The following is a 20,529-nucleotide window of genomic DNA, read 5'->3' as shown; positions in this document are numbered from 1 at the left end:
TGTCAAACCAACTTTCGTGAAAGCAACTATTGTTCAAAATGCGTTTATTTTTTGAATAGTAGGGTCGTGAACGCCACACTGTGCTATGGGGATAAAGAAAAATATTTGATACTGTTCGGACATCTTCATCATGATTGATCCTGTTAATAATTTGTATGCTGAATCTGACTGGAAAAAACGCCCTTGTTACAGGTATTGCCAATAATCGCTCCATCGCTTGGGGTATCGCTCAACAATTGCACGCAGCCGGCGCTAATTTAGGTATTACTTACCTGCCCGATGAACGTGGCAAAATGGAGAAAAAAGTTGCGGAATTGGTAGAACCTCTCAATCCCAGCTTATTTGTGCCTTGTAATGTTCAAAACGACGAACAGATTCACTCTACCTTTGAGGCAGTGCGGGAAAAATGGGGCAAGTTAGATATTCTGATCCACTGTCTGGCTTTTGCCAACAAAGATGACTTGACTGGAGGTTTTAGCCAAACCTCTCGTTCTGGTTTCAATACAGCTTTAGAAATTAGTACCTATTCTTTAGTACAGTTAAGCGGTGCAGCTAAACCGTTAATGACAGAAGGTGGTAGCATTGTCACCTTGACTTATCTTGGTGGCGTTAGAGCTATTCCTAACTACAATGTGATGGGAGTAGCTAAGGCTGGTTTAGAAGCGAGTGTGCGTTATCTAGCAGCAGAACTCGGCCCAGAAAATATTCGTGTAAATGCCATCTCAGCCGGGCCAATTCGGACTTTGGCATCTTCGGCAGTTGGTGGAATTTTAGATATGATTCATCATGTAGAACAGGTAGCGCCTCTGCGACGTACAGTCACTCAACAAGAAGTAGGTAATACGGCAGCTTTCTTGTGCAGTGATTTATCCAGTGGTATTACTGGGCAAGTTCTGTACGTGGATGCAGGATATGAAATTATGGGAATGTAATAGTATTACTCAAGTCAAAAGTTAAAAGTAAAAAGGTGAACCACTGCGTTGGACGGGTTTCCCGGCTTGTTCGCGCAGCGTCTCCGATTAGGAGAAGCAAGTGGTAAACCCGAAGGGTAAAAGAAGTGTTTTTTTACTTTTGCTTTTTTACTTTTAACTTCCTACTCCCTTATTAACAACTATGCAAATTAGCGATATCTCTAATAAAGATTCTGTTCTGCACCAAGTTTCATCAATTACAACTGCTCGTATTGCTTCTGTTCACCGCGTGACTGGTGAAACTGATGTGCAAGTAACTATTAATTTAGATGGCACGGGAAAATGTCATGCTGCAACTGGTGTTCCATTTTTAGACCACATGTTGCATCAAATTTCCTCTCACGGTTTGATTGATTTAGATGTCAAAGCCAAGGGAGATTGGGAAATTGATGATCATCATACTAATGAAGATGTGGGTATAACTTTAGGACAAGCTTTGCATCAAGCATTGGGTGATAGAAAAGGTATTGTCCGCTTTGGTAATTTTTTAGCACCATTAGATGAAGCTTTGATACAAGTGGCGTTAGATTTTTCTGGACGACCTCACCTAAGTTACGGCTTACAAATTCCTACACAACGCGTGGGAACCTATGATACTCAGCTAGTGCGGGAATTTTTTGTGGCATTGGTGAATCATAGCCAAATGACACTGCACATTCGTCAGTTAGATGGTATTAATTCCCATCACATTATTGAAGCAACATTTAAAGCATTTGCTAGAGCTATGCGGATGGCAACCGAATTTGACCCCCGTCGTGCTGGGACAATTCCTAGTTCTAAAGGTGTTTTATAAATTAGTCATTAGTCATTAGTTATTTGTAAATACAAATGACTAATGACATTGCTTTTTATCTATGCAATCCAGATTTTCTGAAGTCTAATTTTCTGCTGGAAGTTTTACTGCCGTGAAATATACTTCTGTTTGAGTGCCAAGAGTATCTAGACGATTACTGCCTGTATTCACAATGACAGTAGATGAACTAATTTTTGGTAATGGGTATAAATGAGAAAGATAAATTTTGTCATTGATACTTATTTTTCCCAGAGCAGTTGGTGTCAGCTTTTTGATTGACTCAACTTCTACATCGCCATTGCGATAACACAGTCTGCCAAAAGCTAAGGCTGTAGCTTGTTGAGGAACTTCAAGCAGATAAAAATAATCAGGACGTAACCATTCTTGCCAACTATCATCACCACCTTTACCAATATATTGAATCGATGATGAAGATATCTTTGACCAAGTTTGCGGTGAAAGTCCTCTAGGAAAAATAATTACTTTGATTTCGCCTTTTATATCCAGAGAAACTTTTCTGGTAAATGTGCCACTCTGCCAATAAATTCCCAGATTATCGTAATGCTTAACTTTGATTTCCGTTAAAGGTTGAACACTGCGGCATAACTTAGCTCGCTGATAATCTGGTGATTGAAAGTTATTCCAAATAATCAGGCATATTAATGTTAAACAAATAAGGACAAATGTCTTCCAGAGTCGATGGATTTTCATTGATCTCATCAACAGAGTAATTGTTGTATCCTTTATAACTAAGATTTATTGCAAAGCAAATAGTTATAACAAGAAGAGTTGTGTTTGCGATCGCCTCATCCGTCTTATCCACCTCATCACTCAGCACTCAAAATATTGTTTAACTATGGCAGCATAACCACAAAATGGTTCAGTAAATCGTGCTGCTAGACCGCAAAAGGCTGCTGAGACTGTAACAATTTCGCCTGCTACTGGTTGGGTGTTCAACAAGCAAGGCGAAGTCACATTAGTGAAATGGTATGAGAGACTGGAAATCGTAGCTATACAGGCAAAACCCACCTGCGCGAGTTGATAAGCTTACATAATGGGTTGTGTTGCTTACCAACTCGCGCAAATAAACTTATACCTTATAGCTGTCAGGTAGTGCTTGGTGGGTTAACGTGTACATTGGCGAGACTTACGTTAACATTCATCGACTCTTATAAGATGTAAGTCAGCGATGTGGGATTGACATTAATTCGGAGAACAAGCTGTGCGCCATTCACTTCAGGAGTGATAGCCTCAAACCAGCCGCCTTTATCTTGGATTTCCTCAAAGTTCCTCGCGTTTCTTATACCAAATCCTCTTAGGTCAATCCTGTCTATACCAACTTCATAGTCCACTATTGTTAGTGTGTAATCGATCGCATCTTTATTGATAGCGATGAACCTGTCTGCTTGTCTATCTGCCGTAATTCGAGTACTGAACGGATCGTTTTTCAAGTTAGAGATTAGCTGAGAATCATATTGATTTGAGCCTCCGCCTACGAGGATGTCATCTCCCCATGCAATTAGAGTATCAGTGCCTGAACCACCTATGAGAACATCATTTCCTTTTTCAGGTTGGTTGGTTGCTGTAGTTTCTCCATCACCAGATAAGATATCAGAACCTAAACCACCAAAAAGTAAATCGTCATTCTTGCCGCCTAGAAGCGTGTCTGCACCTCCAAACCCTTCAAGAATATCGTTTCCATTTCTTCCTCTAACTGTGTCTGAGCCAGATGTCCCTCTTAAGCGATTGTCACTATCGTTTCCAACTATTAGTGCCATATGATTTTTTGTCAGATCGTGAAGTGATTGGATATAAGTTGGGGTAGTTTACAGCTTGAGACTCAACCTTGCCCTTAACTCTGGTAAAACTTTTGCACCGTATTATGAATTAATTATGAAACTTTTATGAGAAAAATCTCATGATAGCCAACACTAATCAGTTGGAACTTTTGCTATGTAAGTTATACTGGCAAGCTATAACTTTGGTCAGTAGTAATTAAAACTATATGAAGTCTGCTGTAGACACACCCGATTCTCAACCGCAAACTACAGATATTACGCCTGTTGTGTCAACTTTTGATTTGAGAAAAGTCTACCGCAGTGGCTTTTGGCTGAATCAAAAAGTTGTATCTCTCAAAGGCTGTTCTTTGACGGTTTATCAGGGGGAAACTTTTGGTTTATTGGGGCCGAATGGTGCTGGTAAAACCACTTTATTAAAACTTTTGCTGGGAATTATCCGTCCGAGTGCGGGACGGGGATTATTGTTGGGTAAACCATTGGGCGATCGCCAAGTCAAGCAAAGTATCGGCTATCTGCCAGAAAACCCTTATTTATATGATTATCTCACGGGCTGGGAATTTTTAGAGTTAGCGGCTGGACTGTTCCAAATTCCTCGTCCTATTCAGCGCGATCGCATTCCTCAACTTTTACAATTAGTCGGTCTACCTTTAGCTGATGCACGCAAAAAACAAATGCGGCGTTACTCTAAGGGAATGCTACAGCGTGTCGGTATGGCGCAGGCGTTAATTAACGACCCAGAACTGATATTTTTAGATGAACCGATGTCTGGTCTTGACCCTCTAGGACGCTATCAAATGCGCGAAATCATTTTAGGGTTAAAAGCCGCCGGGAAGACAATCTTCTTTAACAGTCACATTCTGAGTGAAGTTGAGCAAATTTGCGATCGCATTGCCATTCTCGCCAAAGGTGAGTTAATTTGCGCTGGTTCCCTCCATGAATTATTAGGTAGTACTAATGCTTACCAAGTAAAAGGTAACGGTGGCGATCAAGAAATTCTCCACAAATGGATACCTAATCTTGTATTTAACCATGATGGTTCTTGGCAGGGAACTTTACAAGCTGATTACTATGATTTTCTTGATAGTCTTCGCTTAATGGAAGCTAAAATCATTTCTTTGGATTTAGCGCGTCATTCTCTGGAAGACTTTTTTATTCAAAAGATTAAACAACAAAATACCTCTGTTTAGTAATTTTTGATATTCAATAACACATTTTAAATTTTCGATTTTAGATCCCCGACTGCTTTAAAAATTCGGGGATCTGAGTCACTTACTTAGCTTGTAAATTACCATCACAACCTGTATTAATAAATGCTGAATACGCATCTCCGTAAGTTGAACTTTAAGCTAACTTTACCAAAAATTCAACTCTGATAAATAATTATGCTTCCGGAAAAGAGTATCCTTCAAGGAAAATAAGATTGTCGGGAAACGGGAATACTTAAGTATAGTCAAATTAAAATGTTTAGACAGTACTTTGCCGATCGTAGTCTCAGAGTCTAAGGTAAATATGTTTAACACAGGTTTATGGAAATTCCTCACCCAGCCAGTTATGGGTGTGGCTTTTTGTACAGCTATCAATTTTGCTGTGTCGCCCGTCAGCCTAGCTCAGGGACAACCAGTATTACCAGCTTCAAAACCAGTAATACCAACACCACAAACGCTACCGCCGAATAGAACACCAATTATTCCGCCACAACAGATATCACCAGCAACTACACAGCAACTAGACACTAATTATACTTTAGGTGGAGGCGATCGCATCCGGGTTAATGTATTTGAAGTGCCGGAATACACAGGCGAATATCAAATTCCTCCCGGTGGAGCAATCACTTTACCTCTGATTGGCAGTGTTCCAGTTTTGGGGTTAACAACTGAACAAGCATCTGATGAAATTGCCAGAAGATACTCCCGTTATTTAAAACGTCCTTTAATTTCCGTCAATCTGTTATCACCGCGCCCCATTAATATCTTTGTTGCGGGAGAAGTTACAAGGCCTGGTTCTTATACTCTCAGCTTAAGTGGTGGCGCAGGGGATAATCCTGGCGTACAATACCCAACTGTTTTAGCAGCTTTAACCACAGCCCAGGGCGTGACCCTAGCAGCTGATGTCACTCAAGTACAAGTACGCCGGAAAGTAGGACGCAGTGGCGAACAACTTGTGAGCCTCAACTTAAAAGAGGCTGTGCAGACAGGTCAGATAGGTCAAGATATTACATTGCGGGATGGAGACACTATCTTTGTACCGACTGCATCTAACTTCGATAAAGCTGAAGCGCGTAATTTAGCCGCCAGCAACTTTGCTGCTAGTCCTAGCACACCCCGGACTGTAGCTATTATTGGTGAAGTCAACCGTCCTGGCTCTTATCTTGTGACCACAGGTGGTGGCGGTGCAGAAGCAGGAGCAGGTGGCTTACCTACAGTCACCAGAGCAATTCAATTAGCGGGTGGAATCACCGGACAAGCTGACATTCGCAGTCTTAAACTCCGTCGTCCTACTAGAACTGGTGGTGAACAAAACATTGATGTTAATCTTTGGCAATTACTCCAGAGTGGTGATGTCAATCAAGACATTATTGTGCAAGACGGCGATACAATTGTGATCCCTACTGCTACTGATGTGACTGCCGCAGAAGCGACCCAACTAGCGAATACAACTTTGTCTCCGAACACCATTCAAGTGGGTGTTGTCGGTGAAGTGAAAAGACCAGGCGCTACAGAGATTAAGCCCAATAGTTCTTTAAACCAAGCTTTGTTAGCTGCTGGTGGTTTTAATGATGCCAGAGCCAGTAGAGCCGCTGTAGATTTGGTGCGGCTGAATCCTGATGGTTCTGTCACCAAACGCGTTGTCAAAGTCAATTTTGCTGATGGAATTAACGAGGCGACTAATCCCATTCTGCGAAATAACGATGTGATTATAGTTGGCCGTAATGGTTTGACTAAGACTAGTGAAACTTTAGGTGCTATCGCTGGCCCCTTTGGTGTGATTTTGAATGTGTTGAGACTTTTCACAGGATTTTAGTTGAGGATACAGCTAAAAATTGGGGACAATACTCCATATTTATTCGTCCCCATAGCTGGTAATCTTTTGGTTCAAAGAAAATGGCAGCTTCTTTGCAGTTTCAACCAAGCAACAAACCTTGCAAGCGTTCGTTCTTGCAAGGTTTGTTATTTAGTTTGGGTCTGGTTTTAAGTTCGGGTGTAGCAATACCAGCTACTTTAGCTGCGGAAACAGTAACTATTCGGTTTGGCCCGTTTCAGCAATCTGTGGCGATCGCGGATATCGAAAAATTTGCGAAAACTGGTACACTATCCAAAACTCTCCAAGCTTACGAATCTTTATTTACACCAGAATTGCGCGGCTTACTCAATCGACGAGTGCAAGTAGATCCAAAATTTGCTGACAAATTTGTCGATGAATTAACTCTTTTGCCACAAGGCAAACAATTGATTACATCCTTAACAGCAGCTATTCCCGGCAGTACAGTCGAAAGTTTGCAAGCAACGATGAGTATCGGTCTGCGGCAAGTCAATGGTTTGAGCGTTGTGAGTTTCCTCAAAGCCTACCCAACGGAAAATATTAGCCTAGACGCAACTCAAATATTACAAATTGCCACGGACTTTAACCCCAACAACTTACAAAATCAAGCCCTCGGCAGTATCCTCGCCAGAAATTTAGCAGTTAAAATTAATACACCCTTTCAGCCGACTTTCGACCCCGCAGCCACAGGCCAAGCACCAGTACAACAGCAAACACTCACTTTACAAGACAAACAACGTCAACGTAGTATTCCGGTAGATATTTACTGGAGTCAAACAACAGACACCACAGCACCACTAGTAGTGATTTCCCACGGCTTTGGAGCTAACCGTCGATTTGCCAGCTATTTAGCGCGTCATTTAGCTTCTCATGGCATCAGCGTAGCCGCTATTGAACATCCTGGGAGTAATGGTGTGGCAATTAGCAACGCTGCTAATCAAGGAGATTTAGCAAAATTACTCCCAGCTACAGAATTTATTGACCGACCCAAGGATGTGAGTTTTTTACTCAACGAACTGGCGATTCTCAACACTCAACCAGGACAACTGCAAGGAAAACTCAACACCGAGAAAGTAACTGTCATTGGTCATTCTTTGGGAGGTTATACCGCTTTAGCTTTGGTTGGTGGAGAAATTAATTTAGAGGAAGTACGACAATTTTGCAAAACTTCTCTCAGCTTGGTTGACCCCCTTGGTGATTGGTTGCAATGTGCAGCTACACCGTTAAAAGGGAAAAAATTCCAGTTGCAAGATGAGCGAGTTAAAAGTGCGATCGCACTTAACCCCCTTACAGGTAAACTTTTTGGTAAACAGGGACTCTCGCGGATTAACAAGCCTGTGTTAATTTTGACCGCGACTGAAGATGCTTTAACTCCTGCCTTAACTCACCAAATTAGACCTTTTACTCAGTTACGGGGTAATAAATATTTGTTAACCGCCATTGGTGCGACTCATTTAAGCATTCTTGACCCCGCATATTCTACTGGTGAAGCTTCCCAAATTATTTCAGAAAAGCGCGGCGCACAAACCCAACCCTTGCGTCAGCTAATTCGTGGTGTCAGTTTAGCTTTTGTCAAGCAACTCACACCAGAGGCTCAGACTTACCAACCATTTCTCACAGCAGCTTATGCTCAGTCTCTATCTACACCAGAATTACCCTTACGCCTGAATGCTGATTTACCTACAAATGTCAAACCTTGGCTGGATTTAGCGGTGAAGTGAGTCAATTTCTTGCCAGTATGTTATCAAGGTGCTTTAATAACGATCGCATTCTGCCAATCTTTCTTATCTGCTTAAAACACAGCAAATTTACAGATGCTGGGTTTGCGAGTGAGTGCTTATAAAAGCACAAACTCTAGAGATTAGACTAAAAGGTAGGAGAAATACCATATCCTTAACAGTTAATTCTCCCAATTACTACATAGGAGCATCTATGGAGCCAATTATTGCTATAGTCTTAGCGCTTGTAGGCTATGCGTTAGGATCTGCCAAAATTATTAATGAAGGTAATGAAGCCTTAGTTGAACGCTTAGGACAAAGACACCGCACACTTAGACCAGGCTTAAACTTTATTGTGCCTTTTGTGGATCAGATTGTGATGGAAGATACCACCAGAGAGCAAATTTTAGACATTAAGCCTCAAAAAGTAATTACTAAAGATAACGTCTATTTGGAAGTTGATGGTGTTGTCACTTGGCAAATTACCAGCATGGAAGACAGCTTTTATAAAGTTGAAGATATGCAGGTGGCTTTATCGAACTTAGTCACAGTTGAACTCCGTACTCACATTGCCGATAGAACATTATCGGAAACCACTTCTGCTAGAAATCAAATGAACCAATCACTGTTGCAGATTGTGAATGAGACAAGTAAAAAATGGGGTGTGAAGATTATCCGTGTGGATATTCAAAGCATTACACCGCCAGAAAGTGTGCAGAAATCAATGGCCGAACAACAAGCGGCGGAAATTAAAAAACAAGCAGCTATTTTAGAAGCTGAAGGCGACAGACAAGCCGCTATTAAACGCGCCGAAGCTACAAAAGAATCAATCCGTATCCTTTCGGAAGCTATCACTGCTAAACCAGAAACCAAAGAAATTCTGCGGTATCTAGTGGCTCAAGATCATTTAGAAGCAAGTCAAAAACTTAGTGCTAGTACTAATGCCAAAATCGTATTTCTTAACCCCAGCGTCTCTGAAGGAGCATTAGATCAAATGCTGGGTGATACTGTAGGTACTGAAGGGAACGGGAATGGTCAAACTTGAAAAAGTGCTGAGTGCTGAGTCACCGAACTTTGCTCAACGCGGGGAACCCGCCGAACTTTGCTCAACGCGGGGAAACCGCGCACGCAAGTTCTCTCCGCACGCAAGTTCTCGCTGAGTGCTGAGTAACAAATACTAGTCTCTAACCTTTAGAACAGGTTAGTGAAAATAAAGCAACCATTATAAATTGCTGAAAAGCTCACTATAAGAGTTTCTTCATTTCAGACTTCAGACTTCAGCCTTTTTGTACTAGCCTCTAATCCCTTTATCGGAACAACGTATCCGCAACTAGGGAGACTTCACGCATTTCTTTGACATCGTGAATTCGCAGAATATCAGCACCGTTGGCAATAGCAGCACAACAAGCCGCTGCTGTTCCCCAGGCGCGTGCTTTGGGATTTGGTTGATTGAGAATCCGTCCAATAAAACTTTTACGCGATACACCAACTAAGATAGGGCAGTTTAATGATGTGAGCGATCGCAAGTTCCGCAAAAGCTGTAAATTTTGCTCGTAGTTCTTAGCAAAACCAATCCCCGGATCAATAATAATTTTCTCTAGGTCAATACCTGCTTTGGTGGCTGCCGTAATTTGTCTTGTTAAAAAAGTTATCATCTCCGCCAGCAAATCTTCATACTCTGTCATTTGCTGCATTGTCTGAGGTGTTCCGCGAATGTGCATCAATACTATCGGCACATTTAAACTAGCAACTGTCGGCAACATCTCAACATCAAATGTCCCACCGGAAATATCATTAACAATATCGGCTCCAGCTTCGATTGCGGCTTTTGCTACATCTGCTCTAGTTGTATCTACAGAAATTGGCACTGTTATTTCCGAGCGTAGCGTCTGTACTATGGGGATAACTCGCTGTAATTCTTCATCCAGGGTAATTTGTTCTGCACCCGGTCGAGTTGATTGTCCACCCACATCAATCATATCAGCACCAGCAGCTACCATTGCTTGTGCTTGAGTTAACGCCGCAGATTTACTATTAAAATCCCCCCCATCACTAAAACTATCAGGTGTCACATTCAGCACACCCATTAAATAAGTGCGTTGTCCCCATTCAAAACAACGCCCGCGAACTATTAAGTTACCAGACATACGAAACTGATCTTAGCGGCCTTGTATGTTAAATACTTTTACAATCAAAAATCTAAAATCCAAAATTCAAAATTGGGATTCCCATTCCCTGGTAGAGCCAGGGAAAAGGCGTTACACATAAGACTACTGATAGTTGACAATTCGGGCAAAACTTTCAGGTTCTAGACTGGCTCCTCCCACAAGCACGCCGTCAATTTCTGGTTGAGCCATGATCTCATCAATATTATTAGGCTTGACTGAGCCGCCGTATTGAATCGAAACATTGGTGTTTTTTAATTGACTGCGAATTAAGCCAATAACTCGGTTAGCTTCTTTTGCTTCACAAGTATCACCAGTTCCAATTGCCCAAATTGGTTCATAGGCAATTACCAAATTATCTTGATCTACATTCACTAGGTCTTTGTCTAGCTGAGTAGTAATGAGTGATTCTGTTTGTCCTGCATCGCGTTGTTGTTTGGTTTCCCCTACACACAAAACTGGGGTTAGACCATGTTTTTGAGCAGCTTTCAGACGCAGATTAACTGTCTCGTCTGTTTCGCCAAAAAATTGCCGTCGTTCGCTATGACCGACAATTACATAACGGACACCAATTTCTGTGAGCATCTGGGCGGCAATTTCACCAGTGTAAGCTCCAGAATCTTCCCAGTGAACATTTTGCGCTCCCAGTTGTACACGGCTGCCATGCAAACTTTGAGACAAAATGTTTAAATCGGTGAAAGGAGGACACAATAATACTTCTCGCTCATCAGGCGTTTCGTCTAAATGAGGCAGAAACCCTCGCAAGAAATCTTGAGTCTCTGCCTGGGTTTTAAACATTTTCCAGTTACCGGCAATAACAATTTTCCGCACAGGTGATGTAGTCAAATTCCTAACGCTAATAGATGCAATTTTCACTCTACTACTTTTTATGACACTCCAAGCCCATCAAGAAATGAAAGAGCGATCGCGGAGTGAGTTATCTTTTCATTAGTGCCAGTCTATGAAGACAATTTCCCTCATATTCTGTAAAAATAACTAGGATAAAAATGAGGTAAATCAAAAATCTCCGATTATCATGCCTTCTAAATTGCCAGAACCAGACCAAAGCAACTCGCCTAACTGGGAGGAAGAACTAGATAGTGCTATTTTTAGCTTTGAAGACATTCAAGCGGAACTGAATTATAAACAAGCGCAAACAGCACTGCGAAACTTGGTAGCTAATCTTGACTTGACACCACGAGAAAAAGCAGGGTTAGAAACCGAACTGGCTGATTTAGAAATTATGCTGGCAAAGTTAGACCGGATGGTTGTGCAGATTGCTGCTTTTGGGATGGTAGGACGGGGTAAATCGTCTCTGTTGAATGCTTTGGTGGGACAACCTGTATTTGAAACTGGCCCTTTACATGGTGTGACTCGCGCCGCACAGCGGGTTAATTGGAGTATTCACGAAGAACTAATTGGTACGACAGAACGAGCTTTGCGAGTCACTTTACCGAGTGTGGGTCAATCTCAGGTAGAACTCATTGATACGCCTGGGTTGGATGAAATTGATGGTGAAACTCGTACAGCTTTGGCGGAACAAATCGCTAAACAAGCCGATTTGATTTTGTTTGTGATTTCGGGAGACATGACTAAAATCGAACACCAAGCCCTTTCTCAGTTGCGAGAAGCTGGGAAACCGATAATTTTGGTGTTTAACAAAGTAGACCAATATCCCGCAGCCGATCGCCTAGCAATTTATGAAAAAATTCGAGATGAAAGGGTCAAGGAATTACTCACGCCTTTAGAAATCGTCATGTCAGCCGCCTCACCATTGGTCAAGACAGCGGTAATTCGCCCTGATGGTAGTAGAGGCTTGCAGATGCGGACTGGGAATGCCCAAGTAGAAGAATTGAAGCTGAAAATATTAGAGATTTTGCAGCGTGAGGGTAAAGCTTTAGTCGCCCTTAATTCAATGTTGTATGCAGATACAGTCAATGAGCAACTGGTACAACGCAAACTCTTGATTCGGGAACAGAATGCCAATCAGTTGATTTGGAAAGCTGTGATGGCTAAAGCACTGGCGATCGCTCTCAATCCAGTCACGATAGTAGATATACTGAGTAGCATAGTGATTGATATTGCTTTAATTTTAGGTTTATCCAAACTCTACGCTATGCCGATGACCGAAGCTGGTGCTGTCAGATTACTGCAAAAAATTGCCCTGAGTATGGGCGGTATTGGTGTCAGTGAATTACTCGCCAACTTGGGTTTAAGTGGTTTGAAAACCCTACTTGGCATTTCTGCACCAGTTACAGCAGGCGTTACCCTTGCGCCTTACGTCACAGTTGCATTGACCCAAGCTGGTGTAGCTGGTGTATCTTCTTACGGCATTGGTCAAGTTACTAAAGCTTATTTAGCCAATGGCGCAACTTGGGGGCCAGAAGGGCCAAAAGCAGTCATTAGTAAAATTTTGGCTAACCTTGATGAAGCCTCTATTCTCAACCGCATTAAAGATGAGTTGCAATTGAAGTTGAAAGTATAACAAAGGGCAGGGAGCAGGGAGCAGGGGGAAGAAGAGTTTTGTCTTTCTGCACAGGTATGCTGAATCATAACTGATTTGCCGGACATGATATGAGTCGTTCATAGAACTTTTATTGCCTAATGATGTCCTTACCACCTTGTCTATAGCTACATAGTAAAATCAGGACTCATCGACTTATACCAACTTTGCACTCCTCTGCGCTTATACCGTTTCACGAAAAAAATGATACAAATTTATGGGTTTTTCATTCTTTCCCCCTGCTCCCTGCCCCCTGCGGTTTATTTGTATCAAACTTAAAGTGAAATGGTATTACCTTTGCGCCACTTTGCGTAGAAATTTTAACCATTAATTCGCCACAAATTGATGAAATCAGGTGGATATTGCCCACCCTAAAGTTATTGAGTTTAATTCAAAGGCTCAATAATAGTTCGCAAACCATTGCTGGTGAGATTTTTTAACATCTCATCAGCGTTAGAGCGATTGCTAAATACTCCTGCTTGCATAACTTTGCGCCCTTGCCAGATGGTAGAAAATGCACCTGGGGCAACATATCGCACTAATTCCTGTTCTTGTTCGTTTGCTACTTCGACAATGACGCGGTAACGTATGCCACTGACAGGTTGTAAATAACTTTGAGTGTAAGCAGTTGTATCCGTTTGAGGAACTGGGACTTTTCGCAGGTTACGCGTATCGCCAAGGGGAACATTGCCGTTGGGAACTGGTAAAAGGGCTGCGCTACCTGGAGAAATCAAGGCTGATGCTTGACCTCGACTGGGTAATGTTGTACTTGGTGTTTGTATAGAGTCGGGTGCAGCAAATTCAATGGTGTTAGGTTCAATCTGCACGTAATTGAACTGTCGGGATGATGGTTGCTGGACTGGTAGGGTTGTAATTTTAGCTGTGGGAGTAACTTGAGTGTTGGTTGGTGGTTGTTGTCCAACTAAGCTGCTGGGTATCGGGAAGCCGCCAGGGGGAGGAGTTAATTTTTGTTGTGGAGATTTCTTGGGCGTAATGGGTTTTGTCGGTAATGTGGCGACAGGATTAGGTGCTGGAGGAACTTCGGTGGCAGAAAAGGTAATTTCTTGATTAGTAGGGATTGCCGAGATAACTGTGTTTGGTGTAGTTGGTGGAGGGTTATCAGTAATAGCAGCAGTTTGAGCGTTAAAATCTACTTTACCTGCGATGCGGTTATCAATTAAAGTATTGCCTGTAGCTGCGATCGCTTCTTTGGCCGCACTAGCGTTAATATCATAGCGAGTATTATTGCGAAATTCGTTACCACCAGCTTCTGTAATAGTACCTAAATCTGGCATCGCTTGGGCGATCGCCACTAAACCATCTTCTTGACTACCTGCAATTAAATTATTGCGAACAATTGGACGCGCCTTTCCTTGGACTAAAATTCCCGAACGATTGTTTTGAATTTGATTACCTATAACTACAGGTGCGGCATTTTGGGTGATATTTACCCCATAACCTGTTTCTTGAAAAATATTTTCCTGTACCTTAGCCTGAGAACTACCACTGAGGGTAATACCGTTGGCTCCATTACGATAAAAATAATTTTTACTAATTATCGGTGTGCCATTACCACTGACAGCCACACCATCTTGGGTATTTCCTGTAAATGTATTGTTGGAAATGACGGGGTTGCTTGATTCTATCCACAAACCATAACCGCGGGGATTAGCATTGGTGACTGTCACCCCAGTTAACTCAGCTTGGTTTGCAGCCACAATCGTCACATTCTGCCCACCATAGCTACGACTTAGATATGTACCACCACCTTGAATCGTAATTCCACTGCCTTTGTTACTTGCATCACCTTGAATGGTAATTCCAGAGCGTAGTATTAAGGGGAACATTTCTCCAGTTTCGGCACTGTAATTACCAGGTGCCAGCATAATTACTGTATTGCCTGAAGAAACTCGTATTGCTTGAGTAATAGTTTTAAAAGGAGTGCGATCGCTGCCATTACCTGTAGTGTCATCCCCGATACTTGGGTTGACAAATAGGACATTAACCTGAGAAAGTGTTCTTTCACCAAGGGGCATCGGATCTGGTATAGATGGCATCTGAGCAACAGCGCTACTGTTGATTGCCAGCAAAGTTAAGCCTGCCAATCCCATACCAAGCACATACAGCATAAATGAATAACTAAAAGCTATAGGTATACCTAACTCCAGAGATGGATGCGGTTGATTAAGGGTTACTCGCTTAAGCGCCAGTCGCCGATGTTGACCAGACACATTGGGGGAAGCCATTTTTACAATACTCCTGAGAAATAACAATAAAGTCTTATACCCTTAGACAGTATTATGTCGATAATGTTACCCACAATATTGACCGATTGGCTATTTTGAAGACAAAGTAATTAATGAAGAGATTATCAAAGGTGAAAGGTAAAGGCTGAAATATGAAATTACCCTCCGGGAAGCTTACCCAAAGAGTATCTACATACTTCATACTTCACACTTCATACTTTTATGTTCTTCAGACCTCTTGCTTAGTAAATTAACGATGCTAAAAATATTGCATATATGAAAGAGGCTGACTATTATGAAAGCACTAATGGAGTTGTGGTAATGGTCGAGCCGTATAGCCAAAAAGAGCAAATACAGCAAGTTGTTTACCGCATATTAGATGCTAATTTAGACCGCACTCGTGAAGGCTTACGCATCATTGAGGAGTGGTGTCGTTTTGGGTTGAATAATGTCCAGTTAGCAGGGGAATGCAAATACCTACGACAAGAGTTAGCTAAATGGCATACGGCGGAAATCCGGGCGGCGCGAGATACAGTAGGAGATATCGGTACTGAATTATCCCATCCTCAAGAAGAACAACGTTCTGGGATTAAGTCGTTATTGCAAGCTAACTTTTGCCGTGTCCAAGAAGCATTGCGAGTATTGGAAGAATACGGTAAGCTGCATAACTTAAACATGGGCAAAGCTTTTAAGCAGATGCGCTATCGGGTTTACACCCTAGAAAGCAATTTGATGGGTTATCAGCGTCATCAATTATTGTGGCGATCGCATTTATATTTAGTCACATCCCCATCAGATACTTTGTTAGCTACGGTGGAATCTGCACTCAAAGGCGGATTAACCTTATTGCAGTATCGGGATAAAAACGCCGATGACACTGTACGGCTAGAACAAGCCACTAAACTCCGGCAACTATGTCATGCTTACGGCGCTTTGTTTATTATGAACGATCGCGTAGATTTAGCTTTAGCCATAGATGCCGATGGCGTACATCTGGGACAACAGGATATGCCAATCGCTATGGCGCGACAATTATTGGGGCCACAGAAGATAATTGGTCGTTCCACCACTAATTCTGAAGAAATGCAAAAAGCCATTACCGACGGTGCAGATTATATCGGTGTCGGCCCGATTTATGAAACTCCCACGAAAGCAGGTAAGGCCGCAGCCGGCTTAGAATATGTCCGGTACGCTGCTCAAAATAGTCCTATACCTTGGTTTGCCATTGGCGGCATTGATGCCAATAATATCAATGATGTCATTGATGCGGGAGCCGAAAGGGTGGCGGTGGTGCGATCGCTCATGCAAGCGGAACAGCCTACTTTAGTTACCCAATACTTGCTATCTCAGCTAAATCGAGTCAAACCACAACAAGAAAGCATTCAAAATTGAGTGGGGAGTCAATGGTCAATAGTCAATAGTCAATAGTCAATAGTCACTAGGAGTCAATCAGATAATATTTCATACTTCATACTTCATAGTTCATACTTGATTTTATGTCCGAGCAAATTACCCTTCAGGTAAATGGAGAAACCCGCGTTTGTTTCTCTCCATCGTTGTTACCTGATTTATTACAGCAGTTGGGTTTTAACCCGCGCTTGGTGGCGGTGGAGTATAACGGGGAAATTTTGCATCGCCAATTTTGGTCACAAACTATAGTACAGCCAGGCGATCGCTTGGAAGTTGTCACCATTGTTGGCGGTGGTTAATTTTCTTGATAAAGCATCCGGTGAAGAGTTTTGCGCCTTGCTAATTCTTTACCCTTGCGACCAAGTTGTTCGCGCAATTGCTGGTCTTGACACAAGCGTTTAAAGGCTTGAAAAACTTCATAGCCAGATTTAGGGTTAACTAATAGACCGTTCTCTTCGTGACTCACGACCTCAATTACAGAACCTAAACGCGAAGCAATTACAGGCTTACCAAAGTAACTTGCTTCTAAATATGTCACACCAAAACCATCAATAAATCTCGCTTTGGGATCATGCAAAGTCAGCATGGCAAAGATATCACAAGCCGCATAGTAACCTGCTAACTCGTTGTCAGGTACTTGGCCAGCAAAGTGTACCCGCTGGTCTACGCGCAAACGTTGCGCTAGAGTTTTCAGTTGTGACTCACAAGCACCTTGACCACAGAGTATGTAGTGAACATCTATCCCAATAGTTAGCAATAATGGCAGATTCTCAATCACCCGTTCAAAGCTTTTATGTTTTACCAGTTGTCCAACTGAAAGAATGACAATTGCTGTTGGGGGAATATTGTAAGTTTGACGCACTTTCATGCGTAAATCATCGAGATTGCTGTGGTTTGTCCCGACACTAAATTTCTCAGGTCTAACTACAGGATGAATTACATGGGTAGGAGTTTGCAGGCGGAACGCGTTTCTGAGGTAATCTCTGGTAAAGGCGCTGTTACAAACAATTCCTGTGGCGCGTGACAATGTTAATTTAAACAGCGATCGCCACACTGGGTTGCCTAAAACAGGGCGAATATCATGACCATGCAAATAAATAAAAAAGCGGATAGGTAACAGATAGCTTAATAATAATAGGGCAGGAAATTCGTAAGTGTGTCCCCATTCTATATAACGATAGTGATAACGAAAATAGAGTTTGACTGCTAATACAAATGACCAAACTAGATTTATCAAAGGGTTGAGAATATTTCCCCAAAATCCTCCTAGCCAGTATTGTGAGCTTGGCCAGCGATAAATAGGAAACTGTTGAGTCTCATCAAATTTTTTATCACCTGCACAACTAGCAGTTAAAACAATAATTCGTTCGGGATCTTGAAGACAACGATTGTAGAGATATTCACTAATAACCGCTTCTTTTGGTAAGAATAGACGCGATATAACTAAAATATCGGGACATGATGTTTTTTCTCTAATGTTTGTTGTGAGTTGAGAAATATGTTCCATGTTAACTTTGGTAACTTTAAGTAAAAAAGTTTGTGATTTTGCATACTAAAGTTAAGTAAAAAAGCCGCTTATAAGTTAGCTCTAACCCATGATATTCCCCAACTCGTAAGCGCTCTTGCTTTTTAAGATTAATGTCAGCCAGATTTATCCTCATTCTGAATATCCCAGCACAATTGATTGCTTAACAGCAGTTATAATCACCAATAACTTACTGAAGTTGAACAAGGTGAAAACCACTACTGTAAGTTGTTTTGGTAACAAATTTGCTTTGATAATTCTGCTTAAGCTTGTTGTTATTTCCACTATATGTGGAATCTCAATTTATTTCTATCTTGCCATTAGGTAAATTATGAGTTATGTATCTAATTTTCCCTTTAAGTATATTTTAGCTAAACGAGATTGGCACAAGCACAGCGTCATCTACTTGTAGCAGTTTGTACTGGATAATTTTGGTATTCTATAACCTAATATTTGCTGATTTATCGTTGAGCTAAATTCAAAATTTGGATGGAGATCAACGTTAAATAGCTATAATTTTTGTCAAAGTGGTGTTTACAAATTTTAATTAAATTAGACTGATACAAGATATTAGCATTCCAAATTACCACTCTCTAGTTCTAGGCTGTGAGAAACATTATTCTCAATTCTGTTGGTTTTGAGTGAATGTATTAACAAGCCTTAAAAAATATTTTAAAACATTAAAAATAGAGATTGGCTTGTTATTTGTGTGAAGTGTTTGTTAATTATAGATTTTGGTAACAATTGACTCTATTTAGACAATTTCTCTTTAGGCAATAGCCAAAAAAATTGCGCCCAGAAGCTACAGAAAGTCAGAAAAATCTTGGTATGTGATAGTTTAGCTGAGATTATGGCTGATAATGAGCCAAAATGCCACAGAGTTTTTCAATCAAAACTATAGATATTTAGCCAGCGAACCTGACAAAGAGATTTTTTGTGTTGATGGTGTGGGAATAAGTATAGTCTTCGTTACAAATAATTCAATTGAAAATCTGTGCGATCGCAGTAGTTTGTCTTAACTGGAGAATTAAATTCTGCCGTCTACCTGTAGCCTGATTTGACGGCAATTATTAATTGATCCCAAAGTTCCTACTATCAAGCATAAGTTCCAAGGTACGGTAATCTACTACAGAAATCCCCCCTCCGTCTGCTGTGTACCTGGGATAAGTCGCGGTAAATTGAAGATGTAGCAACAGTTAATGATGTTACAAAAAGCTACTGCCAATTAAATACTCGCTTACTAGTCGCGGGCTGGCATCAGCTACATACCGCAAAAATCCTACCAGCTTAGGATGCAATATCAGCAATAAAATTTTTCAAGCGACTGTGTTATGCGTAAAAAAATACAACAAACCATCAAACCGCTGTTAAAAACGTTCTTTGTCCTCAGCCTAGTTTTAGCTTTAGCACTAGGTCATGCTGACGGCGCATTAGCTGCCCGCAGTGGTGGTCGTATTGGCGGCGGTTCTTTTAGAATGCCTTCTAGCAGCCGTACCTATACACCGCGTACTTACGCACCTCCTGGCGGTGGCGGCTACTATGCTCCTTATCCTGGCGGTGGTTTTGGCTTTCCTTTCCTACTGCCTTTGTGGGGTTTTGGTGGCGGATTTGGCGGTCTGTTTTCGATTTTAATTTTTATTGCGATCGCTAACTTTCTCGTCCAAAGTTTCCGCCGTTCTAACAGTGACGGAATAGAAGACGTTGGTTATAACAGCAACCCCAATGTTTCTGTAACTCGTTTGCAAGTTGGTTTGTTAGCGCAAGCCCGTGATTTGCAACCAGAACTCAACAAAATTGCCGAAATTGCTGATACCAACTCACCCGAAGGTAGAGCCGCAGTTCTGCAAGAAACTAGTCTCGCTTTACTCCGCCATCCAGAATATTGGGTATATGCAGGCGGTGGTACACAACAAGCGAAGTTAAGCTCTGCTGAAAGTCAGTTCAACCGTTTAGCATTAGCAGAACGCAGCAAATTTAGCGAAGAAACCCTCTCTAACGTCAATAACCAACTCAAAGCGGCTCTGGCTAAAGAAGCTTTACCCGCTAGTGGTGAACTGGACAACCCAACTAAGCTAATTAGCGAAGGCCCTGGAGAATATATTATCGTTACCTTGTTGGCGGCAACTCTAGGGAAATTAGAAACTCCCGCTATTAACTCTACAGAAAGCTTGCGTCAAGCTTTGCGGCAAATTGGGAGTATTCCAGGTGAGCAACTGTTAGCCATTGAAGTTTTGTGGACTCCTCAAGCTGAAGGTGATACCTTAACTTCCGATGATTTGTTAGCAGAGTATCCTGATTTGACACTTGTGTAACACAATCACAATAATTGCATTTTAAAACCCGCCCAAGATGGAGAATCC

At 41.7% G+C, this 20,529-nt stretch carries 18 protein-coding genes; 11 read left to right on the top strand and 7 right to left on the bottom strand.

Annotation, left to right across the window (positions count from 1 at the left end):
- The first annotated feature begins 155 nt into the window (after positions 1-155).
- Entirely contained in the window at positions 156-932 is a 777-nt protein-coding gene (gene fabI / locus AC504W_RS02420) for an enoyl-ACP reductase FabI (RefSeq protein WP_096584271.1), read from the top strand.
- Between the two features lie 181 nt (positions 933-1,113).
- Complete coding sequence (hisB, locus tag AC504W_RS02415) at positions 1,114-1,764, top strand: imidazoleglycerol-phosphate dehydratase HisB (protein ID WP_494876049.1); 651 nt, start codon at positions 1,114-1,116, stop codon at positions 1,762-1,764.
- Between the two features lie 84 nt (positions 1,765-1,848).
- Here the strand turns inward: hisB and AC504W_RS02410 are convergent, their stop codons facing one another.
- The 3 genes from AC504W_RS02410 to AC504W_RS02400 form a co-directional block, all read right to left on the bottom strand.
- On the bottom strand, positions 1,849-2,475 hold the full coding sequence (locus AC504W_RS02410) for a hypothetical protein (RefSeq protein WP_494876047.1): 627 nt from the start codon (positions 2,473-2,475) through the stop codon (positions 1,849-1,851).
- A gap of 120 nt (positions 2,476-2,595) precedes the next feature.
- A complete protein-coding gene (locus AC504W_RS02405) occupies positions 2,596-2,739 on the bottom strand; it encodes a hypothetical protein (protein ID WP_494876046.1) in 144 nt (47 codons plus the stop codon).
- Positions 2,740-2,933: 194 nt separating this feature from the next.
- Positions 2,934-3,542 carry a calcium-binding protein gene (locus AC504W_RS02400; RefSeq protein WP_015113303.1) on the bottom strand — a complete coding sequence of 203 codons (609 nt, stop codon included), beginning with the start codon at positions 3,540-3,542 and terminating at the stop codon, positions 2,934-2,936.
- Positions 3,543-3,769: 227 nt separating this feature from the next.
- Between AC504W_RS02400 and AC504W_RS02395 the strand changes: the two genes are divergently transcribed.
- The 4 genes from AC504W_RS02395 to AC504W_RS02380 all read left to right on the top strand — a co-directional run bounded on the left by AC504W_RS02395 (position 3,770) and on the right by AC504W_RS02380 (position 9,365).
- Complete coding sequence (locus AC504W_RS02395) at positions 3,770-4,750, top strand: ABC transporter ATP-binding protein (protein ID WP_494876045.1); 981 nt, start codon at positions 3,770-3,772, stop codon at positions 4,748-4,750.
- Positions 4,751-5,072: 322 nt separating this feature from the next.
- Complete coding sequence (locus tag AC504W_RS02390; RefSeq protein ID WP_494876044.1) at positions 5,073-6,584, top strand: polysaccharide biosynthesis/export family protein; 1,512 nt, start codon at positions 5,073-5,075, stop codon at positions 6,582-6,584.
- An 80-nt stretch (positions 6,585-6,664) separates the two neighbouring features.
- Complete coding sequence (locus AC504W_RS02385) at positions 6,665-8,323, top strand: alpha/beta hydrolase (protein WP_494876043.1); 1,659 nt, start codon at positions 6,665-6,667, stop codon at positions 8,321-8,323.
- 211 nt (positions 8,324-8,534) lie between these two features.
- Positions 8,535-9,365, top strand: a complete 831-nt coding sequence (locus AC504W_RS02380; protein ID WP_494876041.1) for an SPFH domain-containing protein — start codon at positions 8,535-8,537, stop codon at positions 9,363-9,365.
- 262 nt (positions 9,366-9,627) lie between these two features.
- Here AC504W_RS02380 and folP read toward each other — a convergent pair whose 3' ends face one another.
- A complete protein-coding gene (gene folP / locus AC504W_RS02375; protein WP_494876040.1) occupies positions 9,628-10,467 on the bottom strand; it encodes a dihydropteroate synthase in 840 nt (279 codons plus the stop codon).
- A gap of 123 nt (positions 10,468-10,590) precedes the next feature.
- Entirely contained in the window at positions 10,591-11,316 is a 726-nt protein-coding gene (tpiA, locus tag AC504W_RS02370) for a triose-phosphate isomerase (protein WP_494878535.1), read from the bottom strand.
- A gap of 205 nt (positions 11,317-11,521) precedes the next feature.
- Here tpiA and AC504W_RS02365 point away from each other — a divergent pair, with 205 nt between their 5' ends.
- The gene (locus AC504W_RS02365; RefSeq protein ID WP_494876039.1) at positions 11,522-12,970 is read left to right on the top strand and encodes a GTP-binding protein; all 1,449 of its coding nucleotides are present in this window, start codon (positions 11,522-11,524) and stop codon (positions 12,968-12,970) included.
- A 404-nt stretch (positions 12,971-13,374) separates the two neighbouring features.
- On the opposite strand, the gene AC504W_RS02360 is transcribed toward AC504W_RS02365, so the two are convergent.
- Positions 13,375-15,234 carry a DUF1565 domain-containing protein gene (locus tag AC504W_RS02360; RefSeq protein WP_494876038.1) on the bottom strand — a complete coding sequence of 620 codons (1,860 nt, stop codon included), beginning with the start codon at positions 15,232-15,234 and terminating at the stop codon, positions 13,375-13,377.
- A gap of 276 nt (positions 15,235-15,510) precedes the next feature.
- Here AC504W_RS02360 and AC504W_RS02355 point away from each other — a divergent pair, with 276 nt between their 5' ends.
- Positions 15,511-16,626, top strand: a complete 1,116-nt coding sequence (locus AC504W_RS02355; RefSeq protein WP_096584299.1) for a thiamine phosphate synthase — start codon at positions 15,511-15,513, stop codon at positions 16,624-16,626.
- A 104-nt stretch (positions 16,627-16,730) separates the two neighbouring features.
- A complete protein-coding gene (gene thiS / locus AC504W_RS02350) occupies positions 16,731-16,943 on the top strand; it encodes a sulfur carrier protein ThiS (RefSeq protein WP_494876037.1) in 213 nt (70 codons plus the stop codon).
- On the opposite strand, the gene AC504W_RS02345 is transcribed toward thiS, so the two are convergent.
- On the bottom strand, positions 16,940-18,151 hold the full coding sequence (locus tag AC504W_RS02345; RefSeq protein ID WP_494876035.1) for a glycosyltransferase family 4 protein: 1,212 nt from the start codon (positions 18,149-18,151) through the stop codon (positions 16,940-16,942). The two genes, thiS and AC504W_RS02345, sit on opposite strands and share 4 nt — an antisense overlap.
- Positions 18,152-19,029: 878 nt before the next feature.
- Here AC504W_RS02345 and AC504W_RS02340 point away from each other — a divergent pair.
- The gene (locus AC504W_RS02340; RefSeq protein ID WP_494876034.1) at positions 19,030-19,188 is read left to right on the top strand and encodes a hypothetical protein; all 159 of its coding nucleotides are present in this window, start codon (positions 19,030-19,032) and stop codon (positions 19,186-19,188) included.
- Positions 19,189-19,500: 312 nt separating this feature from the next.
- Positions 19,501-20,481 carry a DUF1517 domain-containing protein gene (locus AC504W_RS02335; RefSeq protein ID WP_494876033.1) on the top strand — a complete coding sequence of 327 codons (981 nt, stop codon included), beginning with the start codon at positions 19,501-19,503 and terminating at the stop codon, positions 20,479-20,481.
- Positions 20,482-20,529 lie beyond the last annotated feature (48 nt).

The organism is Nostoc sp. C96 (genome assembly GCF_059384975.1).
Note: the sequence above shows the minus strand (reverse complement) of the source record. Positions and strands in the feature narration are given on the sequence as shown.